This window comes from Bradyrhizobium icense, from assembly GCF_001693385.1.
Lineage (GTDB): Bacteria > Pseudomonadota > Alphaproteobacteria > Rhizobiales > Xanthobacteraceae > Bradyrhizobium > Bradyrhizobium icense.
The window spans coordinates 6,231,155-6,249,207 of sequence record NZ_CP016428.1; the positions used below are offsets into that span (position 1 = coordinate 6,231,155).

General features: G+C 63.8%; 12 protein-coding genes. 3 read left to right on the forward strand and 9 right to left on the reverse strand.

Translation table 11 applies throughout. The features are described from left to right. The 3 genes from bla to LMTR13_RS29065 all read right to left on the reverse strand — a co-directional run bounded on the left by bla (position 1) and on the right by LMTR13_RS29065 (position 5,049). Complete coding sequence (gene bla / locus LMTR13_RS29055) at positions 1–891, reverse strand: subclass B3 metallo-beta-lactamase (protein ID WP_065733053.1); 891 nt, start codon at positions 889–891, stop codon at positions 1–3. 151 nt (positions 892–1,042) lie between these two features. Continuing rightward, complete coding sequence (locus LMTR13_RS29060; RefSeq protein WP_065730766.1) at positions 1,043–2,473, reverse strand: aldehyde dehydrogenase family protein; 1,431 nt, start codon at positions 2,471–2,473, stop codon at positions 1,043–1,045. Between the two features lie 209 nt (positions 2,474–2,682). Beyond that, a complete protein-coding gene (locus tag LMTR13_RS29065; protein WP_065730767.1) occupies positions 2,683–5,049 on the reverse strand; it encodes a transketolase in 2,367 nt (788 codons plus the stop codon). A 137-nt stretch (positions 5,050–5,186) separates the two neighbouring features. On the opposite strand from LMTR13_RS29065, the gene LMTR13_RS29070 reads away from it, so the two are divergent. Together LMTR13_RS29070 and LMTR13_RS29075 are read left to right on the forward strand one after the other, a co-directional pair. Next, the gene (locus LMTR13_RS29070; RefSeq protein ID WP_065730768.1) at positions 5,187–5,648 is read left to right on the forward strand and encodes an Lrp/AsnC family transcriptional regulator; all 462 of its coding nucleotides are present in this window, start codon (positions 5,187–5,189) and stop codon (positions 5,646–5,648) included. 880 nt (positions 5,649–6,528) lie between these two features. Then, positions 6,529–7,413 (forward strand): LysR family transcriptional regulator, encoded by an 885-nt coding sequence (locus LMTR13_RS29075; protein ID WP_236843184.1) that lies wholly within the window; start codon positions 6,529–6,531, stop codon positions 7,411–7,413. A 9-nt stretch (positions 7,414–7,422) separates the two neighbouring features. On the opposite strand, the gene LMTR13_RS29080 is transcribed toward LMTR13_RS29075, so the two are convergent. Further along, complete coding sequence (locus LMTR13_RS29080) at positions 7,423–8,862, reverse strand: FAD-binding protein (RefSeq protein ID WP_065730769.1); 1,440 nt, start codon at positions 8,860–8,862, stop codon at positions 7,423–7,425. Positions 8,863–9,303: 441 nt separating this feature from the next. On the opposite strand from LMTR13_RS29080, the gene LMTR13_RS29085 reads away from it, so the two are divergent. Next, positions 9,304–10,452, forward strand: coding sequence for a DJ-1/PfpI family protein (locus tag LMTR13_RS29085; protein ID WP_065733055.1), 1,149 nt, complete (start codon positions 9,304–9,306; stop codon positions 10,450–10,452). An 86-nt stretch (positions 10,453–10,538) separates the two neighbouring features. On the opposite strand, the gene LMTR13_RS29090 is transcribed toward LMTR13_RS29085, so the two are convergent. The 5 genes from LMTR13_RS29090 to LMTR13_RS29110 form a co-directional block, all read right to left on the reverse strand. Beyond that, positions 10,539–11,621, reverse strand: a complete 1,083-nt coding sequence (locus LMTR13_RS29090; RefSeq protein ID WP_065730770.1) for a zinc-binding dehydrogenase — start codon at positions 11,619–11,621, stop codon at positions 10,539–10,541. Positions 11,622–11,663: 42 nt separating this feature from the next. Beyond that, positions 11,664–14,534: an autotransporter outer membrane beta-barrel domain-containing protein gene (locus tag LMTR13_RS29095; protein WP_083219514.1), complete on the reverse strand. Its 2,871-nt coding sequence runs from the start codon at positions 14,532–14,534 to the stop codon at positions 11,664–11,666. A 252-nt stretch (positions 14,535–14,786) separates the two neighbouring features. After that, a complete protein-coding gene (locus LMTR13_RS29100) occupies positions 14,787–15,731 on the reverse strand; it encodes a DMT family transporter (RefSeq protein ID WP_065733057.1) in 945 nt (314 codons plus the stop codon). A gap of 185 nt (positions 15,732–15,916) precedes the next feature. Next, positions 15,917–16,759: an aldo/keto reductase gene (locus LMTR13_RS29105; RefSeq protein ID WP_065730771.1), complete on the reverse strand. Its 843-nt coding sequence runs from the start codon at positions 16,757–16,759 to the stop codon at positions 15,917–15,919. A 226-nt stretch (positions 16,760–16,985) separates the two neighbouring features. Then, entirely contained in the window at positions 16,986–18,026 is a 1,041-nt protein-coding gene (locus LMTR13_RS29110) for an aliphatic amidase (protein ID WP_065730772.1), read from the reverse strand. Positions 18,027–18,053 lie beyond the last annotated feature (27 nt).

Sequence of the window (18,053 nt, forward strand, 5' to 3'; positions counted from 1 at the left end):
CTATCCCTTCTTTTCCTGCACGGCGGCGTTTTGCTTGACGAGCGCGTCTTCAAACGCCTTCTCCAGCGTCGCCGCATAGGCGTTGAACTCACCTGGGCTGACGAACGGGTTGGGACCGCCTTCGGCGAGCTTGGCGCGCTTTTCCGCCATCTTGTACATTTCCGGATGCGGCGCGAGCAGCACGTCCACCTTCATGTCCTTCGCCCGCACGAACGTCTTCCGGTAATCGGTAACGATTCCGGAATAGGTCGGATTGGTGACGAGGCGATTCAGCGCCACCGTGCCGCTGCAGAAGATCAGGACCGAGCGCGTGGCATCGCCGTCCTTCACCGCGAATTCCCAGCTCGTGCAGCCCGGCGAATGGCCGGGCGTTTCGCGGGCCGTCAGAGTGACGTCACCGATCTTGACCGTGTCACCTTCGCGAACCGTGCGGTCGACCTTCACAGGCGGAAACGCCAGCGCGGTATTTTCCTGCGCGCCAGGATAGTAGCCGCCTTCGAGCAGCGGTTTGTCGGCTTCGCCGGCGACCATCTGGCCGCCACTGGCCTGTTTCATCTCGGCAAGGCCGCCGGTATGATCGATGTGGGCGTGGGTGTTGAGGAGGTATTTGATGTCGGTGATCTTGAAGCCGAGCGTTTCGATGTTCGCTTTGATCTGCGACGTTGATTCCGGCATCACCGTATCGACCAGGATATGACCTTGCGGCGACGTGATCAGATAGGACGCCAGGCCGTCGGTTCCGACGTAGTAGACGTTGCCGATCATCTTGAACGGCTCGGTTGGCGTGTTCCACTTTACCCTGAGGGCCGCGAGCAGATCCTTCGGCGTCTGCGCCTCCGCGGTGGCAGTCAGCGACATCAGCGCGACGAGTGCAACGGCAATTTTCCTCACGGGCATCCTCCACACTCTTCTTGTTAGATCGTCGCTGTATCGGCGGCGCGCATCGACGTTGGCTTCAGCCTGACGACGATTCTGGTCAAAAAAATGCCGGCCGCGGTTCCGCAGCCGGCATCTTTCACGATCGGCGCGAGCGCCGCATCAATTACGCCGCGTTGTAGCCGGCGACCGCCTTTACCTCGAGATATTCCTCGAGGCCGTACTTGCCCCATTCGCGGCCGTTGCCGGACTGCTTGTAGCCGCCGAACGGCGCGGTGCGATCGTTCGGCACGCCCTGCAGGTTGACGTTGCCGGCGCGGATCTGCCGGGCGACGCGACGCGCGCTTTCCACCGTATCGCCCGAGACGTAACCGGCGAGACCGTAGGGCGTGTCGTTGGCGATACGCACCGCATCGGCTTCATCCTTCGCGCCGATGATCGTCAGCACCGGTCCGAAGATTTCCTCGCGCGCAATCGTCATCTCGTTGGTAACGTCGGCGAAGATGGTCGGGCGGACGTAGAAGCCCTTGTTGACCCCCTCCGGCAGACCGGGGCCGCCGGCGACGAGAGTCGCGCCTTCGTCGATACCCTTCTTGATCAGCGCCTGGATCTTGTCCCACTGGCCGCGGTTGACGACGGGGCCGATGGTGGTGCCTTCGGCGCGCGGATCGCCGGCCTTGGTCTTGTCGGCGACACCCTTGGCGATGGCGGCGACTTCCTTCATCTTCGACAGCGGCACGATCATCCGCGACGGCGCGTTGCACGACTGCCCGGAGTTGTTGAACATGTGCATTACGCCGCCGGTGACGGCCTTGGTGAGATCGGCGCCTTCGAGGATGACGTTCGGCGATTTGCCGCCAAGCTCCTGGCTGACGCGCTTCACGGTGGGCGCGGCGCGCTTGGCGACGTCGACGCCGGCGCGGGTCGAGCCCGTGAACGAGATCATGTCGATGTCGGGATGCTCGGCCATCGCCGCGCCGACTTCAGGCCCGAGGCCGTTGACGAGGTTGAACACGCCCTTCGGCACGCCCGCTTCATGGAGGATCTCGGCGAAGATCAGCGCCGAGGTCGGCGTGAACTCCGAGGGCTTGAGGATCATCGTGCAACCGGCAGCGAGCGCGGGCGCCACTTTGCAGGCGATCTGGTTGAGCGGCCAGTTCCAGGGGGTGATCATGCCGACGACGCCGAGCGGCTCGCGCACGACCACGGCCGAGGGAAGCGTCTCTTCGAAGTGGTAGTTCTTCAGGACTTCCAGCGTCGACATGATGTGGCCGAGGCCCGCACCGGCCTGCAGCTTTTCCGCCATCGGCAGCGGCGCGCCCATCTCGTCGGAGACGGCGGCACCGATGTCCTTCATGCGGCCCTTGTAGATCGCGATGATCTTTTCCAGGAGCGCGACGCGCTCCTCGCGGCTGGTCTGCGAATAGGTCACGAAGGCGCGCTTGGCAGCGGCAACGGCCTTGTCGAGGTCGGCCTTCGAGCCGAGCGCAACTTCATACATCGCTTCTTCGGTCGCCGGATTGACGACGGGTGTGGACTTCTTGACGGCGGGATCGACCCAGGCGCCATCGATGTAGAATTGCATGCGATTGACCATCGGAAACCTCTTTATCTCGGGGCAATGGAGGAGGAACGGAAGCGTTCGGCAGGCATCCTTGCACGAAAGCCAGGGCAGTTGAACCCGCCATATGCGGGGTGCCGCGTTGCGGCAGGCGCTGGATATAAGGACAGGGATGCGACGGTGACAAGGTGCCTCCATTTCCTGTCGTCCCTGCGAACCGCAGGGACGACAGTTACTAACGACGGCTAGACCGCCATCTTCCGATGCCGCACCGGCGCGCCTACGGTGAGGCTTTCCGCCGCATCGATGATGGCGTTGGCGTCGATGCCGTAGTGGCGGTAGAGGTCGCCAATCGTACCGGTCTGGCCGAACTGCTCGACGCCGAGCGCTTCAGTGCGGTGGCCGCGGACGCTGCCGAGCCAGCCGAGCGCGGCCGGATGGCCGTCGATCACGGTGACGAGGCCGCAGTCGCGCGACAGCGGCGCCAGCAGCTTTTCGACATGGCTGAGATGCTGGATGCCACGGCGGTCGCGCCGCAAATTCCGCGCAGCGGACCATCCCGCATGCAGCCGGTCCGCGGAGGTTACCGCCAGCAAGCCGACATCGCGGTGGCTTTCGCCGATGAAGCCCACCGCCTCGATCGCCTCGGGCGCGACCGCGCCGGTATAGGCGATCACGATATCGCAATTGGCGCCTGGCTCCCGCAGCCAGTAGGCGCCCGCGGTGATGTCGCTCTGCAGGGCCGGTGTCATGATACGCTGCGGCTGGTCGACCGCGCGGGTCGACAGCCGCAGATAGATCGAACCGCCCTCGCCGTCTTCGCGCTGCATGTGGCGGAAGCCGAAAGCCATGATCACGGCAAGTTCATCGACGAACGCCGGCTCGAACGACGCCAGCCCGTCCTGCGCCATGCCGATCAAGGGCGTCGCGATCGACTGATGCGCGCCGCCTTCCGGCGCCAGCGTAATGCCGGATGGCGTCGCCACCACCATGAAGCGCGCGTCCTGGTAACAGGCGTAGTTCAGCGCATCGAGGCCGCGCTCGATGAAGGGATCGTACAACGTGCCGACCGGCAGCAGCCGTTCGCCGTTGATCTGATGCGACAGCCCCAGCGCCGAGAGCATGATGAACAGATTCATCTCGGCAATGCCGAGTTCGAGGTGCTGCCCCTTCGGCGAGAACTCCCATGTGTAGGCGGACGGGATCTTCTCCTGCCGGAACAGGTCGTGGTTTTCGGCCTTGGCGAACAGCCCGCGGCGGTTGACCCATGCGCCGAGATTGGTCGAGACGGTAACATCAGGCGATACGGTTACGATGCGCGCGGCCAGTTCGGTATCGCCGCGCGCGAGTTCGTTGAGCACCAGCCCAAAGCCTTGCTGCGTCGACATCTGCGCCGCCGGCTTGAAGGTAAGCCGCTCGGGCACCTCGATGTCAGGCGCGGTCAGCCGGCGGCGGCCCTCCTGATTGAAGGGCGCGGCGGCCAGGAATGCTTCGAGTTCGGCCGGCGTCTGCGACAGACCTTCGAACTTGTCCCATTCGTGGCCGGGGCGGATGTTCTGCGCGGCGCGCCACTTCTCCATCTGCGCCACCGTCATCAGGCCGGCGTGGTTGTCCTTGTGGCCCTGCATCGGCAGGCCGACGCCCTTGATGGTGTAGGCGATGAAGCAGACCGGGCGATCATGGTCGATCGATTCAAATGCCTCGATCATGCTGGCCATGTCGTGGCCGCCCAGATTGGACATCAGCGCCAGCAACTCCTCGTCGCTGCGGCGGTCGATCAGTTGCGACACCTGCCCCTGATCGCCGATGTCGTCCTGCAGATGTCTTCGGAACGCCGCGCCGCCCTGGAAGCACAGCGCGGCATACATCTGGTTCGGGCAATTATCGATCCAGCGCCGCAAGGCCTCGCCACCGGGCTCGGCGAACGCCGCCTGCATCAGGCGGCCGTATTTGACGATCACGACTTCCCAGCCGAAATTGCGGAACATCGTTTCGAACTTCGCCCACAGCCCTTCACGCACCACGGCATCGAGGCTCTGGCGGTTGTAGTCGACCACCCACCAGGTATTGCGCAGCGCGTGCTTCCACCCCTCGAGCAGCGCTTCGAAAATATTGCCCTCGTCCATCTCGGCGTCGCCGACGAGCGCAATCATCCGCCCCTCGGGCCGCTCCTTCATCCAGCCATGGGCGGTGACGTAATCCTGTACCAGCGAGGAGAACAGCGTCTGCGCCACCCCTAGTCCCACCGAGCCAGTGGAGAAGTCGACGTCGTCGGCATCCTTGGTGCGCGACGGATAGGACTGCGCGCCCTTGAAGCCGCGGAAATTTTCCAGCTTGTCGCGGGTCTGATGGCCGAACAGATACTGGATGGCGTGAAACACCGGGCTCGCATGCGGCTTCACCGCGACGCGGTCCTGCGGACGCAACACGGAGAAGTACAGGGCCGACATGATGTTGGCGAGCGAGGCGGATGAGGCCTGATGGCCGCCGACCTTCAACCCGTCGGTATTGGGCCTGACGTGGTTGGCGTGATGGATGGTCCACGACGACAGCCACAAAACCTTGCGCGCCAGCGCGGTCAGCATTTCCAGGCGTGCGGGCTCGATGGGCATGGCCGTGCTCCGGAGGCATTCAGTATGCGCCGATTTTAGCGGACCGGGAGGTGTCAAAATTCTCAATTTCCTGCGACATGCCGCCCGATATTGGGATAGTTTCCCACAAACAGCCTCCAAACCCTGAGTTCATCCCAATGCCCTCCCTCGACGCCATCGACCGCAAGATTCTTGCCCTGCTCCAGTCCGACAGCCGCATGACCATGCAGGAGCTCGCCGACAAGGTCGGCCTGTCCGTGTCGCCCTGCCATCGCCGCGTCAAGCTTTTGGAAGAGCGCGGCGTCATCACCCGCTACATCGCGACCGTCGACCAGAAATCGTTGGGCTTGCATGTCAGCGTCTTCATCTCGATCAAGCTGGCGCGGCAGAAGGAGGAAGACCTCAACCGGTTTGCCAAAGCGATCTCGAAATGGGACGAGGTGCTGGAGTGTTATCTGATGACCGGCAACCGCGATTATCTGTTGCGCGTGGTCGCTGCTGATTTGTCCTCCTACGAAGCGTTCCTGAAGAACAAGCTGACGCGGCTCGACGGCATCGCGTCCATCGAGTCGAGCTTTGCGCTGAGTCAGGTGAAGTATTCGATCGCGCTGCCGGTGTGAGTTGCTGTCGTCTCTGCGAACGCAGGGACACATAACCACGACCGTGCGTTATTGAGGGAAAGCCGTCGACCATTCTCCTAAGGTAACAACCGCCGCGGCGTATGGATCCCGGATCGCGCTCGCTACGCTCGCTTGTCCGGGACGACGGCGCTGGGCGTTGCTCGAGTTCGAAGGCTTCTCGGTTCAATCACTGCTGCCTCAGGAATACTGGGTCACCCGCCGGAGCCTGTCATCGGGCGCGCTTCGCGCGACCAGTTGGCGGGTGACGACAACGGAGTGTGCGTTCGCGATCTCGCGGCATCATCTGCCCGAGGTTTGCATCTCAACTTCCCGCCCTCTTGTTCAGAGGACGCAGGAAAGACCGGGTGCGCGCCGCACCCGCGGTCTCGTGTGCAATTGCGCATCAAGAACACGCACACGAGCATACAGGTACAGCGGGAGCATCCCGGCCTTCCCTGCGCAATGGCTTTACGGCTTACTTCGTGCTCTTCCCGGAGAACGGCGTTCTTGCCTCCGTCGCTCCTGAGAAGCTTTCGCTTCTCAAAGAACTTAACGCCAGCACCGCGGCGCCAGAACCACACGACTTCGCCGTACGCTTCCGGCGCCTACGTCCTGCGCCTTCCGCGTCCACCGCATCTCACCGCACGTTCGTGACGATCGCGAGCGCCCCTCAATGGATGAGACGGGCGGAGTTATGCCGATGATTTGCCCCTCGTGTTAAGCGAAATATTCTTGATTCATTTTGATTCCAGGGCTTGACACGATTTCTGAAAATCAGAAGTGATTTGCCTGTCTCCTCTGCCGACCTTGCAATTACTGGGTGTTCGATCCACCTTCCCAAGGGGCGGTATATCAGACGCGGTCTATCGAATTGGAACGGTTGGACGATCTCGAAGCCTTCCTGGCGGTCATCGAGAAGGGCAGCCAGGCGGCGGCCTCACGTCATCTTCGTCGCCCGTTGCAATCCCTCAACCGGTCGCTGATGGCGCTGGAACGCGCGCTCGGCGTCGAGCTCGTCAAACGCACCACGCGGCGTTCGGAGCCGACCGAGGCCGGGCGGGTATTTTACGAACGCATCAAGCCGGCGGTCGCAGAAATCATCGAGGCGCGAGCCGAGGCAGCCAATCTGCGCGGCGAAATTCTGGGGCCGTTGAAGGTTGGTGCGCCTGTCCTGTTTGCGTCATCCTACGTGGCGCCGATCGTCAGCCGCTTTCTAAAACTCTATCCCAACGTGGATGTCGAGCTTCGCGCCTCCGACGAGCAGGTCGATCTCATTGCGGAGGGACTCGATATTGCCGTTCGGATCGGCGACTCCGCCGATGAATCCCTGATCGCCCGGCGATTGCATACGCTGCGCGTGGTCATCGTCGGCGCACCGTCTTATTTCGCCGAACATGGCCGGCCGCAGCATCCAGACGATCTCGAGCAGCACGCCTGCATCTTGCGGGCCGGCGCCGAGGTGATCGACAAATGGCCGTTTCGCCTCGACGGCCGGCTGCAGCCGATCAGGGTGCACGGCCGCTTTCGTTCGAACAGCGCCGCTTCGATCCGGGCTGCCGCGCGCGAAGGCACCGGGCTTGCCCGGCTGCCGCTGTGGCAGATCAGCGATCTCGTCGCGCAGGGCGCGCTCACGATCGTTCTGCCGGAATTCGAAACCGAGGGAATGCAGATCCAGTTGGTCTGGCCGCCGACACGGGCGCCGCTGGAGCGCGTCCGGCGTTTCTCGGATTTTCTGGCGAGCAGCCTGAAGACCGATCTGCTTTAGCTCAGCATGTCAGAATACATTGTATCCGGGCGCAAGCAGATGCTGTGGATCGTAGCGCCGCTTGGCTTCGCGAAGCTGCGGCCAGCTTGATCCGAAATGAACCTCCCAATCGCCAGGCGACATGGCGAACGCACCGACCGGATATTGAACGCCGCCGGCTTCGCGAATGCGATCGTAGAGCCTGCGATTGTCCGCGACCATCCTCTCTGCCGCCGGCGCATCGTTCGATGCGGGGATGCGAATGAGATTGAAGACGAAGAACATGTCTTCCTTCGGCAGGCGAACCAGCGGCGTATGAAACGCTCTCGTGAGCAAAGGGTAGAGAGTTATCCGCCCGAAGGGACCAACAGCATCGCCCTTCAGACCGGCTAGAATGTCGTCGGCGACCCGCTCGGCGTTGCTGCCGCGCAGGAACGTCAAAAACCAGGGCTGCGGATTGGACCACTGGCCTTTGGAGCGCAGCAGATTTTCGAATTTTCCAAACGCCAGGGTATCCTCGCGATAACTTAGGTCGGCGATGACGGCGGCGCCGCGCTCATCCGATAGTCCGGAAAGCACCGCCTTGTCATCCGGAGCCGAACCGCTGCCATAGGATATCGCGCCGTCGAGTTGGTACCGCCAACCGCCGCTGCCATCGGGAAGAACGGCCCCCTGCAACTGCTCGAAGCGCCCTTCCGTCAGCATGCGCCGCTGGTCTGCCAATAGCGATGGCAAATCGCGGTAGAAGAGCTGAAAGCGCCTGATGCGCTCAGGAGCGCGCACCAGGCGCAGCGTTGCGCGGGTAACGATGCCGCATTGGCCTAGGCCGGCGCGGACAGCGTCGAAGAGATCCGGATTCGCCGTTGCCGAGCAGCTCAACACGTTTCCATCGCCCGTCACCACCTCAAGCGCGATGACGTTGTCGGTTTGCATACCATGCCGGGATGACATCGCTCCGATGCCACCCACCGCGATCGTTCCGCCGACCGATAGACCGAGATAGTTGGTCAGCACCGGCGGCGTCAGTCCCTGCGCCAGGGTTGCGTCAAGCAGATCTCGCCACGTCGCACCGGCGTCGACCACGACGCGATCGTACCTGACATCGCGGATCGCGTTCATCGCGCTCATGTCGACCACGATGCCATTCTCGGTCAGTGAGCGGCCATAGATCGAGTGGCCCTGCCCGCGCGCCGCCACCTTGACGTCGCGGTCCTTCGCCCAGCGCATCAGGCTTGCAATGTCGGCGCTCGATGCGGGCCTGAGCACGCCGCGCGGTTGCTTGTGAATGAGGCGGCCAAAATCGTGGGCTGCGGCGGCGCGTACCTCCGGCTCGAGATGGACATTGGCAGGCAGAGGCGGACCGTCTGACGACGCTGCCTGCGCCGATGTCGTCAACCCGCTGGCGTGCGAAGCGAGCGCGGCGGTGACGCCGAGGCCTGCGCCCAAAAACATACGTCTATCCGATGGCATGAAGCCCTCCTTGTGCAGAGGCCGTGATGCTTGCCCCGCAAAGCTGTGGCGCTACACGGCACGGGACAATCGCCACCATGCCGGATGGACATTCCCGCAAACCGGGAGGATCCCTCCGGCAGCGGTAGCCGTTCATGCTGTGTCAGCGTGAAGGCACCCGTGGAACCGCCGCCGCGACCTCTCAGCTTGCGTTCCCCAGACGCTGCGCAGCGCGTGAGCGGTGCGCTGCAGAGCCGGGTCCATGTCGCAGGCACAATGGGTCCCGGCCCTGCGGAGCAGCGTACCGGACGATGCTTCGCATCGCCGGGACACGCTGCACCGCGTCCGGCACACGAGATTGAGGCGGTGGCCGTTTTCGCTCGATTTACGTCATTTCAGACGGATCACGGCGGCAGTAGACTGCGGTTGGTCGATATGAGTGAGGCGCGTGCCGGCAAACCGATGAACTTGCGACGTGTATTGTGGAGCGTGCTCGGCGCTGTCGCGCTTGTCGCCGTGATTGGCGGCGGCTGGATTTTCTCGCTGCCGCCGGCGTCTTCGGCCGCAGACCCGCCTGCAATCGCGCCAGACGAGCGCGATGCGACGGTCGCGGCGCTGAAGCCGCCGAAGCGGCAGCGCCCGCTGATCGCGATCATCGGGATCAACGACGCTACCGAGACCACCGACTATCTCATGCCCTATGGCATTCTCAAGCGCGCCGACGTCGCCGATGTCGTCACGCTGGCGACGAAACCCGGTCCGGTGACACTCTATCCGACGCTCAAGGTCGAACCTCAGGCGACCGTCGCGGAATTCGATGCGCAGCATTCTGACGGCGCCGACTATGTCATCGTCCCCGCCATGAGCCGCGACGACGATCCCGATGCGCTGCAATGGATCCGAAGCCAGTCGGCCAAGGGTGCAATCGTGATCGGCGTCTGCGTCGGCGCCAAGGTGGTCGGCGATGCCGGGCTGCTGCACGACAAGCAGGCCACCACGCACTGGTATTCGGTCAAGGAGTTGCGCGGCAAGCATCCAACGATGCGCTATGTCGAAGATCGGCGGCTGGTGGTCGACAAGGGCGTGGCGACGACCACCGGGATCACGGCGGCGATGCCGATGTCGCTCACCTTGATCGAGGCGATTGCCGGCCGCGACAAGGCGCGCGCCGTCGGCCGCGAGATCGGCCTTGCCGAATGGGATGCGCGACACGACAGCGACGCGTTCAAGTTCACACGCCCGTTTGCGCTGACCGCGATCCGCAACACGGCCGCGTTCTGGGCGCACGAGAAACTCGGCATCGAGCTCAAGGATGGCGTCGACGAGGTCTCGCTGGCGCTCGTCACCGACGCCTGGTCGCGGACCTATCGGTCGCACACGGTGACGTTCGCCAGTTCGGCCGGCGCGCAGCAGAGCCGCGGAGGATTGCGGATCATTCCCGACCAGGTCGCGGAGAACTGGCCCGCGGCGCGATTGCTGCCGGCGACCGAGAATACGAAACCGACGGAAGCGCTGGACAACGCGCTTGCGGGCATCGCTACGCGCTACGGAACGGATACGGCCGAATTCGTGGCGATGCAGTTGGAGTATCCACAGCACAAAATGCCGTAGGCTGGGCAAAGCGAAGCGTGCCCAAAGGAGATTGTGGATGAATGGTGGGCACGGCGCTACGCACCTTTGCCCAGTCTACACGGGCATCACCGCCACGGCTCGACGATGATCTTGGTGTGCGCCTCCGGATTGGCGAGATCGGCGAATGCCTTGGCGACGCCGTCGATGCCGACGGTGGCGGTGACCATCGAGGCGGCATCCACCTGCCCTTCGGCGATCAGGCGGAGCGAATAGGCGAACTCCTCGGGTGTGTAGCCCAGCACGTACTGGACGTTGAGCTCCTTCAGTATGCCGAGCATCGGCTCGGAGCGGTCAGTCTCCATGCAGACGCCGACCACGACGATGCGGGCATCGCGCGGCGCGCCTTCGAACACCTGCTGGATCAGGCCGGGCACGCCGACGCATTCGAAAATCAGCGCGGGTTTCAGCGCCGGCAACAGCGCCTGCAGCGGCGGGCGCGCAGCCTTCTCCTCGGGCGACATCTGCGCGTGCTCGGCCCAGGTCGCGTAAGGCTGCGAGCGCGCGGGATCGACAACGACGTCGGCGCCGAGCTTTTCGGCCAACGCACGGCGTGCTGGTGAATAATCGGCGGCAACGATCGGGTGCAATCCCCTGATCTTCAGCGCTGCGATGACCGCGAGCCCGACCGGGCCGCAGCCGATCACCAAGGGCACCTCGTCGCCCCTGATGTTCGCTTTCGCGACCGCATGAACGCCGACCGCGAGCGGCTCGGTGAGCGCGGCGTGTTCGGCGGCGAGGCCGTTCGGAACTTCGAGTAGCAGGGCTTCGCTAAGCAGCAGGCGTTCGGCGTAGGCGCCGACATTGTCGTTGGAATAGCCGATGCCCTGCGGGCCTTCCGGGGTCAGCAGCGCCGGCAGCGAACAAACCTTGGTGCCCGCCTTGAACCTACCCGTCGTGCCAGGACCACAGTCCAGCACCTCGCAGCAGAATTCATGGCCGAATACGACGTCGCGGGAAAGGTCCATCGGGTTGCGGCCCGGAAAATGCCTGGCGAGCTCCACCATGCGGTGCGCGTGCTTGCGCGCGTGCAGGTCGGAGCCGCAGATGCCGCAGGCCAGCGACTTCACCAGCACCTGCCCGGCATCGGGTTTCGGCTCCGGCATCTCGTCGACGACAATTTCCCCGTTGCGGAAAATGGCTGCGCGCACGAACGATCCTCCCGTTCCTTTTCTTCACCTTAGCACGGAGGATCACCACGAATAGCGCACAACACCCTTGCCGGCGTAGGAATTGGTGACGTTGGAGAACTGGCCTTCGAAGATCGCCGCCGCGGACCAGCCGTTCAGCCATTTCATCTCGGCAGCAGCAGTCACGAGCGCGGAATCATGCGCCTGCGCTGCGCCGTTGACGACGAAGGCCGCGCCCGGCAGCGTCTGGAACAATGCCGTGACGTTGCGATCGGTATTGAAATCGTGCGCCCAGGCGGCGCGGCCGCGTAGCGTCAGGATGCCTGATGGCATCGCCCAGGACTTGTCGGTGCGCACGCCGAGTTCGCTGCGCGAGGCGGTGACGTCCTTGGCTGCATAACTCAGCGCAAAGGTGCCGGCGCCTGCCAGCACCTGCTCGGCATAGGCCGGCAGGCTGTAGGTGGTGAACTGGCCGGCGGCATAGGGCGTGATGCCCATCCACGGCGTCACATAGCGGTAGCCGCCCTCGATGCGGCCGGAATAGGCGTTGGCGTTGAACTCGGCGCGCAAGCGCTCGAAGCCGGCCACCGTGACGGTGCGCTCCGTGGTCACGTCCTGCCAGCCATAGGCGGCGGCTGCGGTGACGTAGGCGTTGCCCATGTTGTGGCGAATGAAGGCGCCGGCCTGAAACAGGTCCGAGCGCCCGGAGCCGAACCCAGAGACGCTGAAATTGGTGCCGCCGCCGGCGAGCGCAAAGCCTGCCAGCGTGTCGCGCGAGAGGCGGTAATCGGCGCCCACTGCAAAGCCGAATACCCGCGCAGTCGCGTCGTTCGATCCGAGCGCGGCATTGCCGCTCGTATTGCTGCCGCCGCCGAAAGCGGAGCCCCAGACGTTCCAGCGCCGGGCGAACAGATCGTTGCGCGCAGCATCCGCTTTGGTCGGGAATCTGGCAAAGGCGTCGCGCGCGGCGCGGGGCTTCTTCGCGGCATAGGCGTGCGTGCTCTCTTCGACGAATGGGATCGCACCCGCATTGCCACCGAAGCCGCCATTGCGGCCCGTCACGAACGAATCCGAGATCAGCGAGAGGAACAGGTTCATGGCGTCGAAGGTCGCCTGCTGCGATCCGGTCGCCAGTTCGCCGGAGACCTGCGTCAGGCCGGCCGACGAGAGCGAGGCAAATCCGGCCGGTATACCGCCGGTGGTATTGAAGAAATTAGTCAGCGCGTTGGCGACGTTCTGCTGGTTGATATTGAGGCCGCCGCCGTAGTTCAGCGCGAAATTGAGATAGACGTTGTTGGCGTCGTAGCTGAGACTCGGATTCAGGTTCGGCGAAACGCCTGAAACGACCGGATTGAAGGTGTCGGGAACGCCGCCGGTCGCGGTCAGGATAGTGTACTGCCTGGCCACCGTGCCGGTCGGCACGACCACGACAGTGGCACCGCCAAGCGTGGCCACGCCGGTGACCCTGGTGTGATCGCTGCTCGCGCCCGAGACCTCGACCATGTAGCTCGACGCCGCCGAGAAGGTCAGGCTGCCCGCCACGTTGAGCGTGCCGATCGAATTGCCCGGCGCCAGCGTACCGCCATTGACGAAAACATCGTCGATCGTACCGGTGCCGCCGAGCGTGCCACTGGCGTTCACGGTCACGAGCCCATTGACGACGCCGTTGACCGAGAGCGTGCCGCCGAGAACGTTCCAGTTCTGCGCGCCGATGCCGGTGACGGTCCAGTTCGAGCCGTCGACCTTGTTGAAGGTCGCGAAGCCGTCATATTGCTGGCCGGCGCCGATCAGGCTGAGGTTGAACGTATCCTTGCCGGTGCCGCCAAGCTGGAACGTGTCGGTGCCGTTGCCGAGCACGAGGCCGTTGATGACGCTGCCAGGCCCGAGCGTCAGCGTGCTGTTGCCGCAGCCGCAGAGTTCGATTGCGGCAAAGCCGGTCGCCGCATTGATCGTGCCCGAGTTGAAAACCGTACCGCTGCCGCTCAGCAGTATGCCCGTCGCACCCGCGCCGACGTTGATCGTTCCGGTGTTGATGATGGAATTGGTGCCGACCAGACTAGTGACGTCGATGCCGACGGCGAAGCCAGCGCCGACGGTGATGGTGCCGCTGTTGGTGATGGTATTGGAATCGCCGAGCACGACGATGCCGACGCCATCGTCGCCGAGAACGATGTGGCCAGAGCTGTTGATCGTGGTGGACGAGCCGTTATAGGCAATGCCGGCGCTGCTGACGCCGCCATTGATGGTACCGAAATGGGTGATCAAAGCGCGGTCGCCCTGCGCAGAGATGCCGGCCGCGTTATCGGTAACGTTGATCGTCCCGCTGCTCGTGATCAACGCATCGTCGCCGAACACGTCGATGCCGACGCCGAAATCGCCCGCGCTGATCGTGCCCGCGTTGTTGGCAATGGCGCGATTGCCCTGCACCGATATGCCCGCGGCATTGAGACCGACGGTAATGGTCGCGCTGGCGAGGTTGCTGATCGTGTTGTCGTCATTGATGGCAAAGATGCCGGCCGCCGGCCCGCCCGCGTCGCCGATTGTGATGGTGCCCGCGTTCGTCACGTTGCTGTTGCCGGCGGCGAAGATTCCGGAGCCGTCGCCGCCTACCGTAATGATGCCAGAGGCGGCGTTGACGATCGTGTTGTTCACGCCGGCAAAGATACCGGTGGTCGATAGCCCGCCGGTGAGCGTGCCGCTGTTGGTAACCGTGTTGAAATCATTGACGCCGATGACGATACCGCCGCCACCGTCACTGACGGTCGCCCCGGCCAGCACGTTTACGGTGAGATTGTCGACGCCGCCGCCGGCCTGAAAGCCGCCCGGCGTGTTGCCGCTGCAGGTGACGGTCTGGCCGCTCGACGCTGGATCGGGCGCGCAGGCCGCGTTCGCTGATGTCGCCGAAAGGCACAGGCCAACCAGAAACACCGGCATCGCGGTGGCCCATGCGGGCACGTCCCGGCGGCATCGGCCCTGCGCCGACGATAGCAACTGAAAAAGCAACGCCCTGAACCCCATTCCCCAGCGCTCTTCGGCGCCATGTGGAACTCAGGTTAGCACGCGGGTTTCGCCGCAGGATGCGGCTATTCCAGAATTCTCTGATTTGGCGCCGACATCAGGCGCTTTCCGGCCGCACTGTGGCACTCGCGCCACGATTTTGTGGCGCTGATAGCAATCAGTGCGCGATCAGGCGTTTGGCGACGGCTCGCCCGAGACAGCCAGAAGCTGCGAGCGGCGCACCCGCTCGCGATGGGCGGTGTAGAGGCCTGAGGCGACGATGAAGGCGGCGCCGGTGATGGTGTAGGCGTCCGGGACTTCGCCGAAGATGAAGAAGCCGAGCAGGCTGACCCACAGCAATTGCGTATAGGAAAACGGCGCCAGCACGGAGGCGTCGGCGTAGCGGAACGCCAGCACCACGATCCACTGCCCTGCCGTCGAGGCGACGCCGATCAGGATGCCGAAGGCAATATCGTGCCAGGTCGGCGTCACCCAGACGAACGGCACCAGCGCGGACAGAATGAGGAGGCCCGCGATCGACGAATAGGTCATGGTGGTGATGGCGCGCTCGGTGCCGCTCATCATCCGCGTCATGATCAGCGTGCAGGCCCAGGCCAGCGCCGAGACCAGCGGAAAGAACGCAGCCGGGTGGAACGCGCCGGTGCCGGGACGCAGGATGATCAGCACGCCGACCAGGCCGACGCCGGTCGCGATCCAGCGGCGCAGGCCGACCTTCTCGCCGAGAAAGATGATCGACAGCGCCGTGACGAACATCGGCGCGACGAAGCCGGTGGCGGAGGCCTCCGCAATGGGGAGGAACCGCAGTCCGGAGATGAAGAACAGCGACGAGCCCAGCAGCGCCGCGCCGCGCAGCAGATGCAGGCCGCGGCGCTTGGTCTGCAGCGCATAGAGCGGGGAACCCGGCAGCATCGCCGGGGTCATGATCATCGCAAACACCAGGAAGCGGATCCAGGCGATCTCGATCGAGGGCAGCGTCGCCGAGAGATATTTCGCTGTCACGTCGGAGGCGCCGAGAAAGATCGTCGAGGCCAGCACCAGCGCGATGCCCTTGAACGGCCGATCGGCGCGCGCGGGCGCCTTGCGGACGGTGGATTTCTTTTCGGGCAAACGCAGATGGGCGCTGTCCAGCCTCGCGGCTGCGGCGGGGGGCGGTGTCACGGCAATCTCGAAGGCAGTAATTTTCGAATCGGGCGAGGTTGTAAAAAACACCAATTCGCCCAATGCGACTAGGTCCGAAAACAGGATGCGGATATGCGCTGAGGGCGCGAAAGCAACACTTTGTTAAGGACGGTGTTCCGTCAGAGTATCGGAAGGCCGCGCGGCTTGGGCCCGCGCGGAAAGGCTTTGTCGAGCGCGGCGATCTCCGCATCGCTCAGCTTCAGATCGCCGGCAGCGGCATTCTCCGCGGCGTGTTCTGCGCTGGAGGCTTTCGGAATCGCGAGCACCGACGCCGTACGCGTGAGAAACGCCAGCGCGACCTGGCGCGGGGTCGCCTTGTGTGCATCGGCAATCGCCTGCAGCACCTCGCCACCCTTGCTGCGCGGCGACGGAAAATCATTGTGGCCGAACGGCGAATAGGCGACGACGGCAACGCCATGCTTCTCGCACCATGGGATGACCGCGTGCTCGATCGCGCGCTCCTGCAGATGATAGAGCACCTGGTTGCAGGCGATCTTGCTCTCGCCTGCGACGTCGAGCAGTTCGCCGAGATCGTCCTCATCGAAATTGCTGACGCCCCAGGAGCGAATCTTTCCGCTTCTCACCAGTTCGTCGAAGGCGGCAACCGTGTCCTCGAATGGATAGGAGCCGCGCCAGTGCAGCAGATAGCAGTCGAGATAATCGGCCTTCAGCCGCTTCAGCGAGCGCTCGCAGGCGGTGATGGTGCCGCGCCGCGCGGCGTTGCTCGGCAGCACCTTGGAGACCAGGAATAGCTTTTCACGCGGCAGTCCCGCAATGGCATCCGCGATCACGAGCTCGGCGTCGCCATACATCTCGGCGGTGTCGATATGGGTCATGCCGGTTTCGATGCCACGGCGCAGCGCCGCAACGGCGGCCTTGCGGTCGCCGCGGTCCAGATACCAGGTGCCCTGCCCGATCACGGAAACGTCGAGCTTGTTGCTGCCGAATTTTTTTAATTGCAAGGTCGCCTCGTCGTCGATGGAACTGCATAGCAGACCATAGATGAAACGAGTGAGGATGTCCCCTCAAACGTCGTCCCGGGCAAGCGAAGCGCGACCCGGGACCCATAACCACCGTCGTTCATGGTTGCGCAGCGCTGGGGCTACAGTGTTCTCACTACAGCATGGCTGTGGTTATGGGTCCCGGCTCAAGGCCGGGACGACGCCCGTGTGCGTGACGCTCACCGACTCAATAATTACTCGCCGTCGCCTCGTTCGGGATACCTTCGATCGGGCATTCGTCGGTGCCGACCGTTGGCCGCGTCATCGCCTCGACCATCTCGCGGGTGCCTTCGGGATCGGCGATCCACTTCGCATAGAAATCGTAGGGACAGGCCGCCACGCCGCGCGCGCTTTCGCCGGAGTTGATCATGCCGGTGTAGCCGCGATGCAGCAGCTTGAAGAGATGGTTCTGCGACTGGCCGTTGCGGCGCGCATCGCGGATCAGGCTCTTCGATAATCCCGCGTACTGGATGCCGTATTCCTCCTCGCCGGTCTCGCCCAGCGTGCGGCCGTCGAAGCCGATGATCGCGGAGTGCCCGAAATAGGAATAGACACCGTCGAAGCCGGCGGCATTGGCGACGGCGACATAGACGTTGTTGGCCCAGGCCATCGCCTTGGAAATCAGGATCTGCTGTTCCTTGGCCGGATACATGTAGCCCTGGCAGCGCACGATCAGCTCGGCGCCCTTCATGGCGCAGTCGCGCCAGATCTCCGGAAAATTGCCGTCGTCGCAGATGATCAGGCTGACCTTGAGGCCTTTCGGGCCCTCGGAGACATAGGTGCAGTTGCCGGGATACCAGCCTTCGATCGGCACCCACGGCATGATCTTGCGGTACTTCTGGACGATCTCGCCCTTGTCGTTCATCAGGATCAAGGTGTTGTACGGCGCCTTGTGCGGGTGCTCCTCGTGGCGCTCGCCGGTGAGCGAGAACACGCCCCAGACTTTTGCCTTGCGACAGGCTTCGGCGAAGATTTCCGTCTCGGCGCCCGGGATCTGCGAGGCAGTCTCGTACATCTCCTTGGAGTCATACATGATGCCGTGGGTGGAGTATTCCGGGAAGATCACGAGATCCATACCCGGCAGGCCGAGCTTCATGCCGACGATCATGTCGGCGATCTTGCGGGCGTTGTCGAGCACCTCGGCCTTGGTGTGCAGTCGCGGCATTTTGTAATTGACGACGGCGACGCCGACTGTGTCGTTGCTGGAGGAAATGTCACCGTGAAGCATTGGATCGCCTCTTCTGGTTTGAGTTGG

Coding starts and splice junctions, on each gene's coding strand:
- LMTR13_RS29070 (WP_065730768.1), top strand. CDS start 5,187: ATGCCCTCCCTCGACGCCATCGACCGCAAGATTCTTGCCCTGCTCCAG.
- LMTR13_RS29065 (WP_065730767.1), bottom strand. CDS start 5,049: ATGCCCATCGAGCCCGCACGCCTGGAAATGCTGACCGCGCTGGCGCGC.
- LMTR13_RS29095 (WP_083219514.1), bottom strand. CDS start 14,534: ATGCCGGTGTTTCTGGTTGGCCTGTGCCTTTCGGCGACATCAGCGAAC.
- LMTR13_RS29085 (WP_065733055.1), top strand. CDS start 9,304: ATGAACTTGCGACGTGTATTGTGGAGCGTGCTCGGCGCTGTCGCGCTT.
- LMTR13_RS29060 (WP_065730766.1), bottom strand. CDS start 2,473: ATGGTCAATCGCATGCAATTCTACATCGATGGCGCCTGGGTCGATCCC.
- LMTR13_RS29080 (WP_065730769.1), bottom strand. CDS start 8,862: ATGCCATCGGATAGACGTATGTTTTTGGGCGCAGGCCTCGGCGTCACC.
- LMTR13_RS29110 (WP_065730772.1), bottom strand. CDS start 18,026: ATGCTTCACGGTGACATTTCCTCCAGCAACGACACAGTCGGCGTCGCC.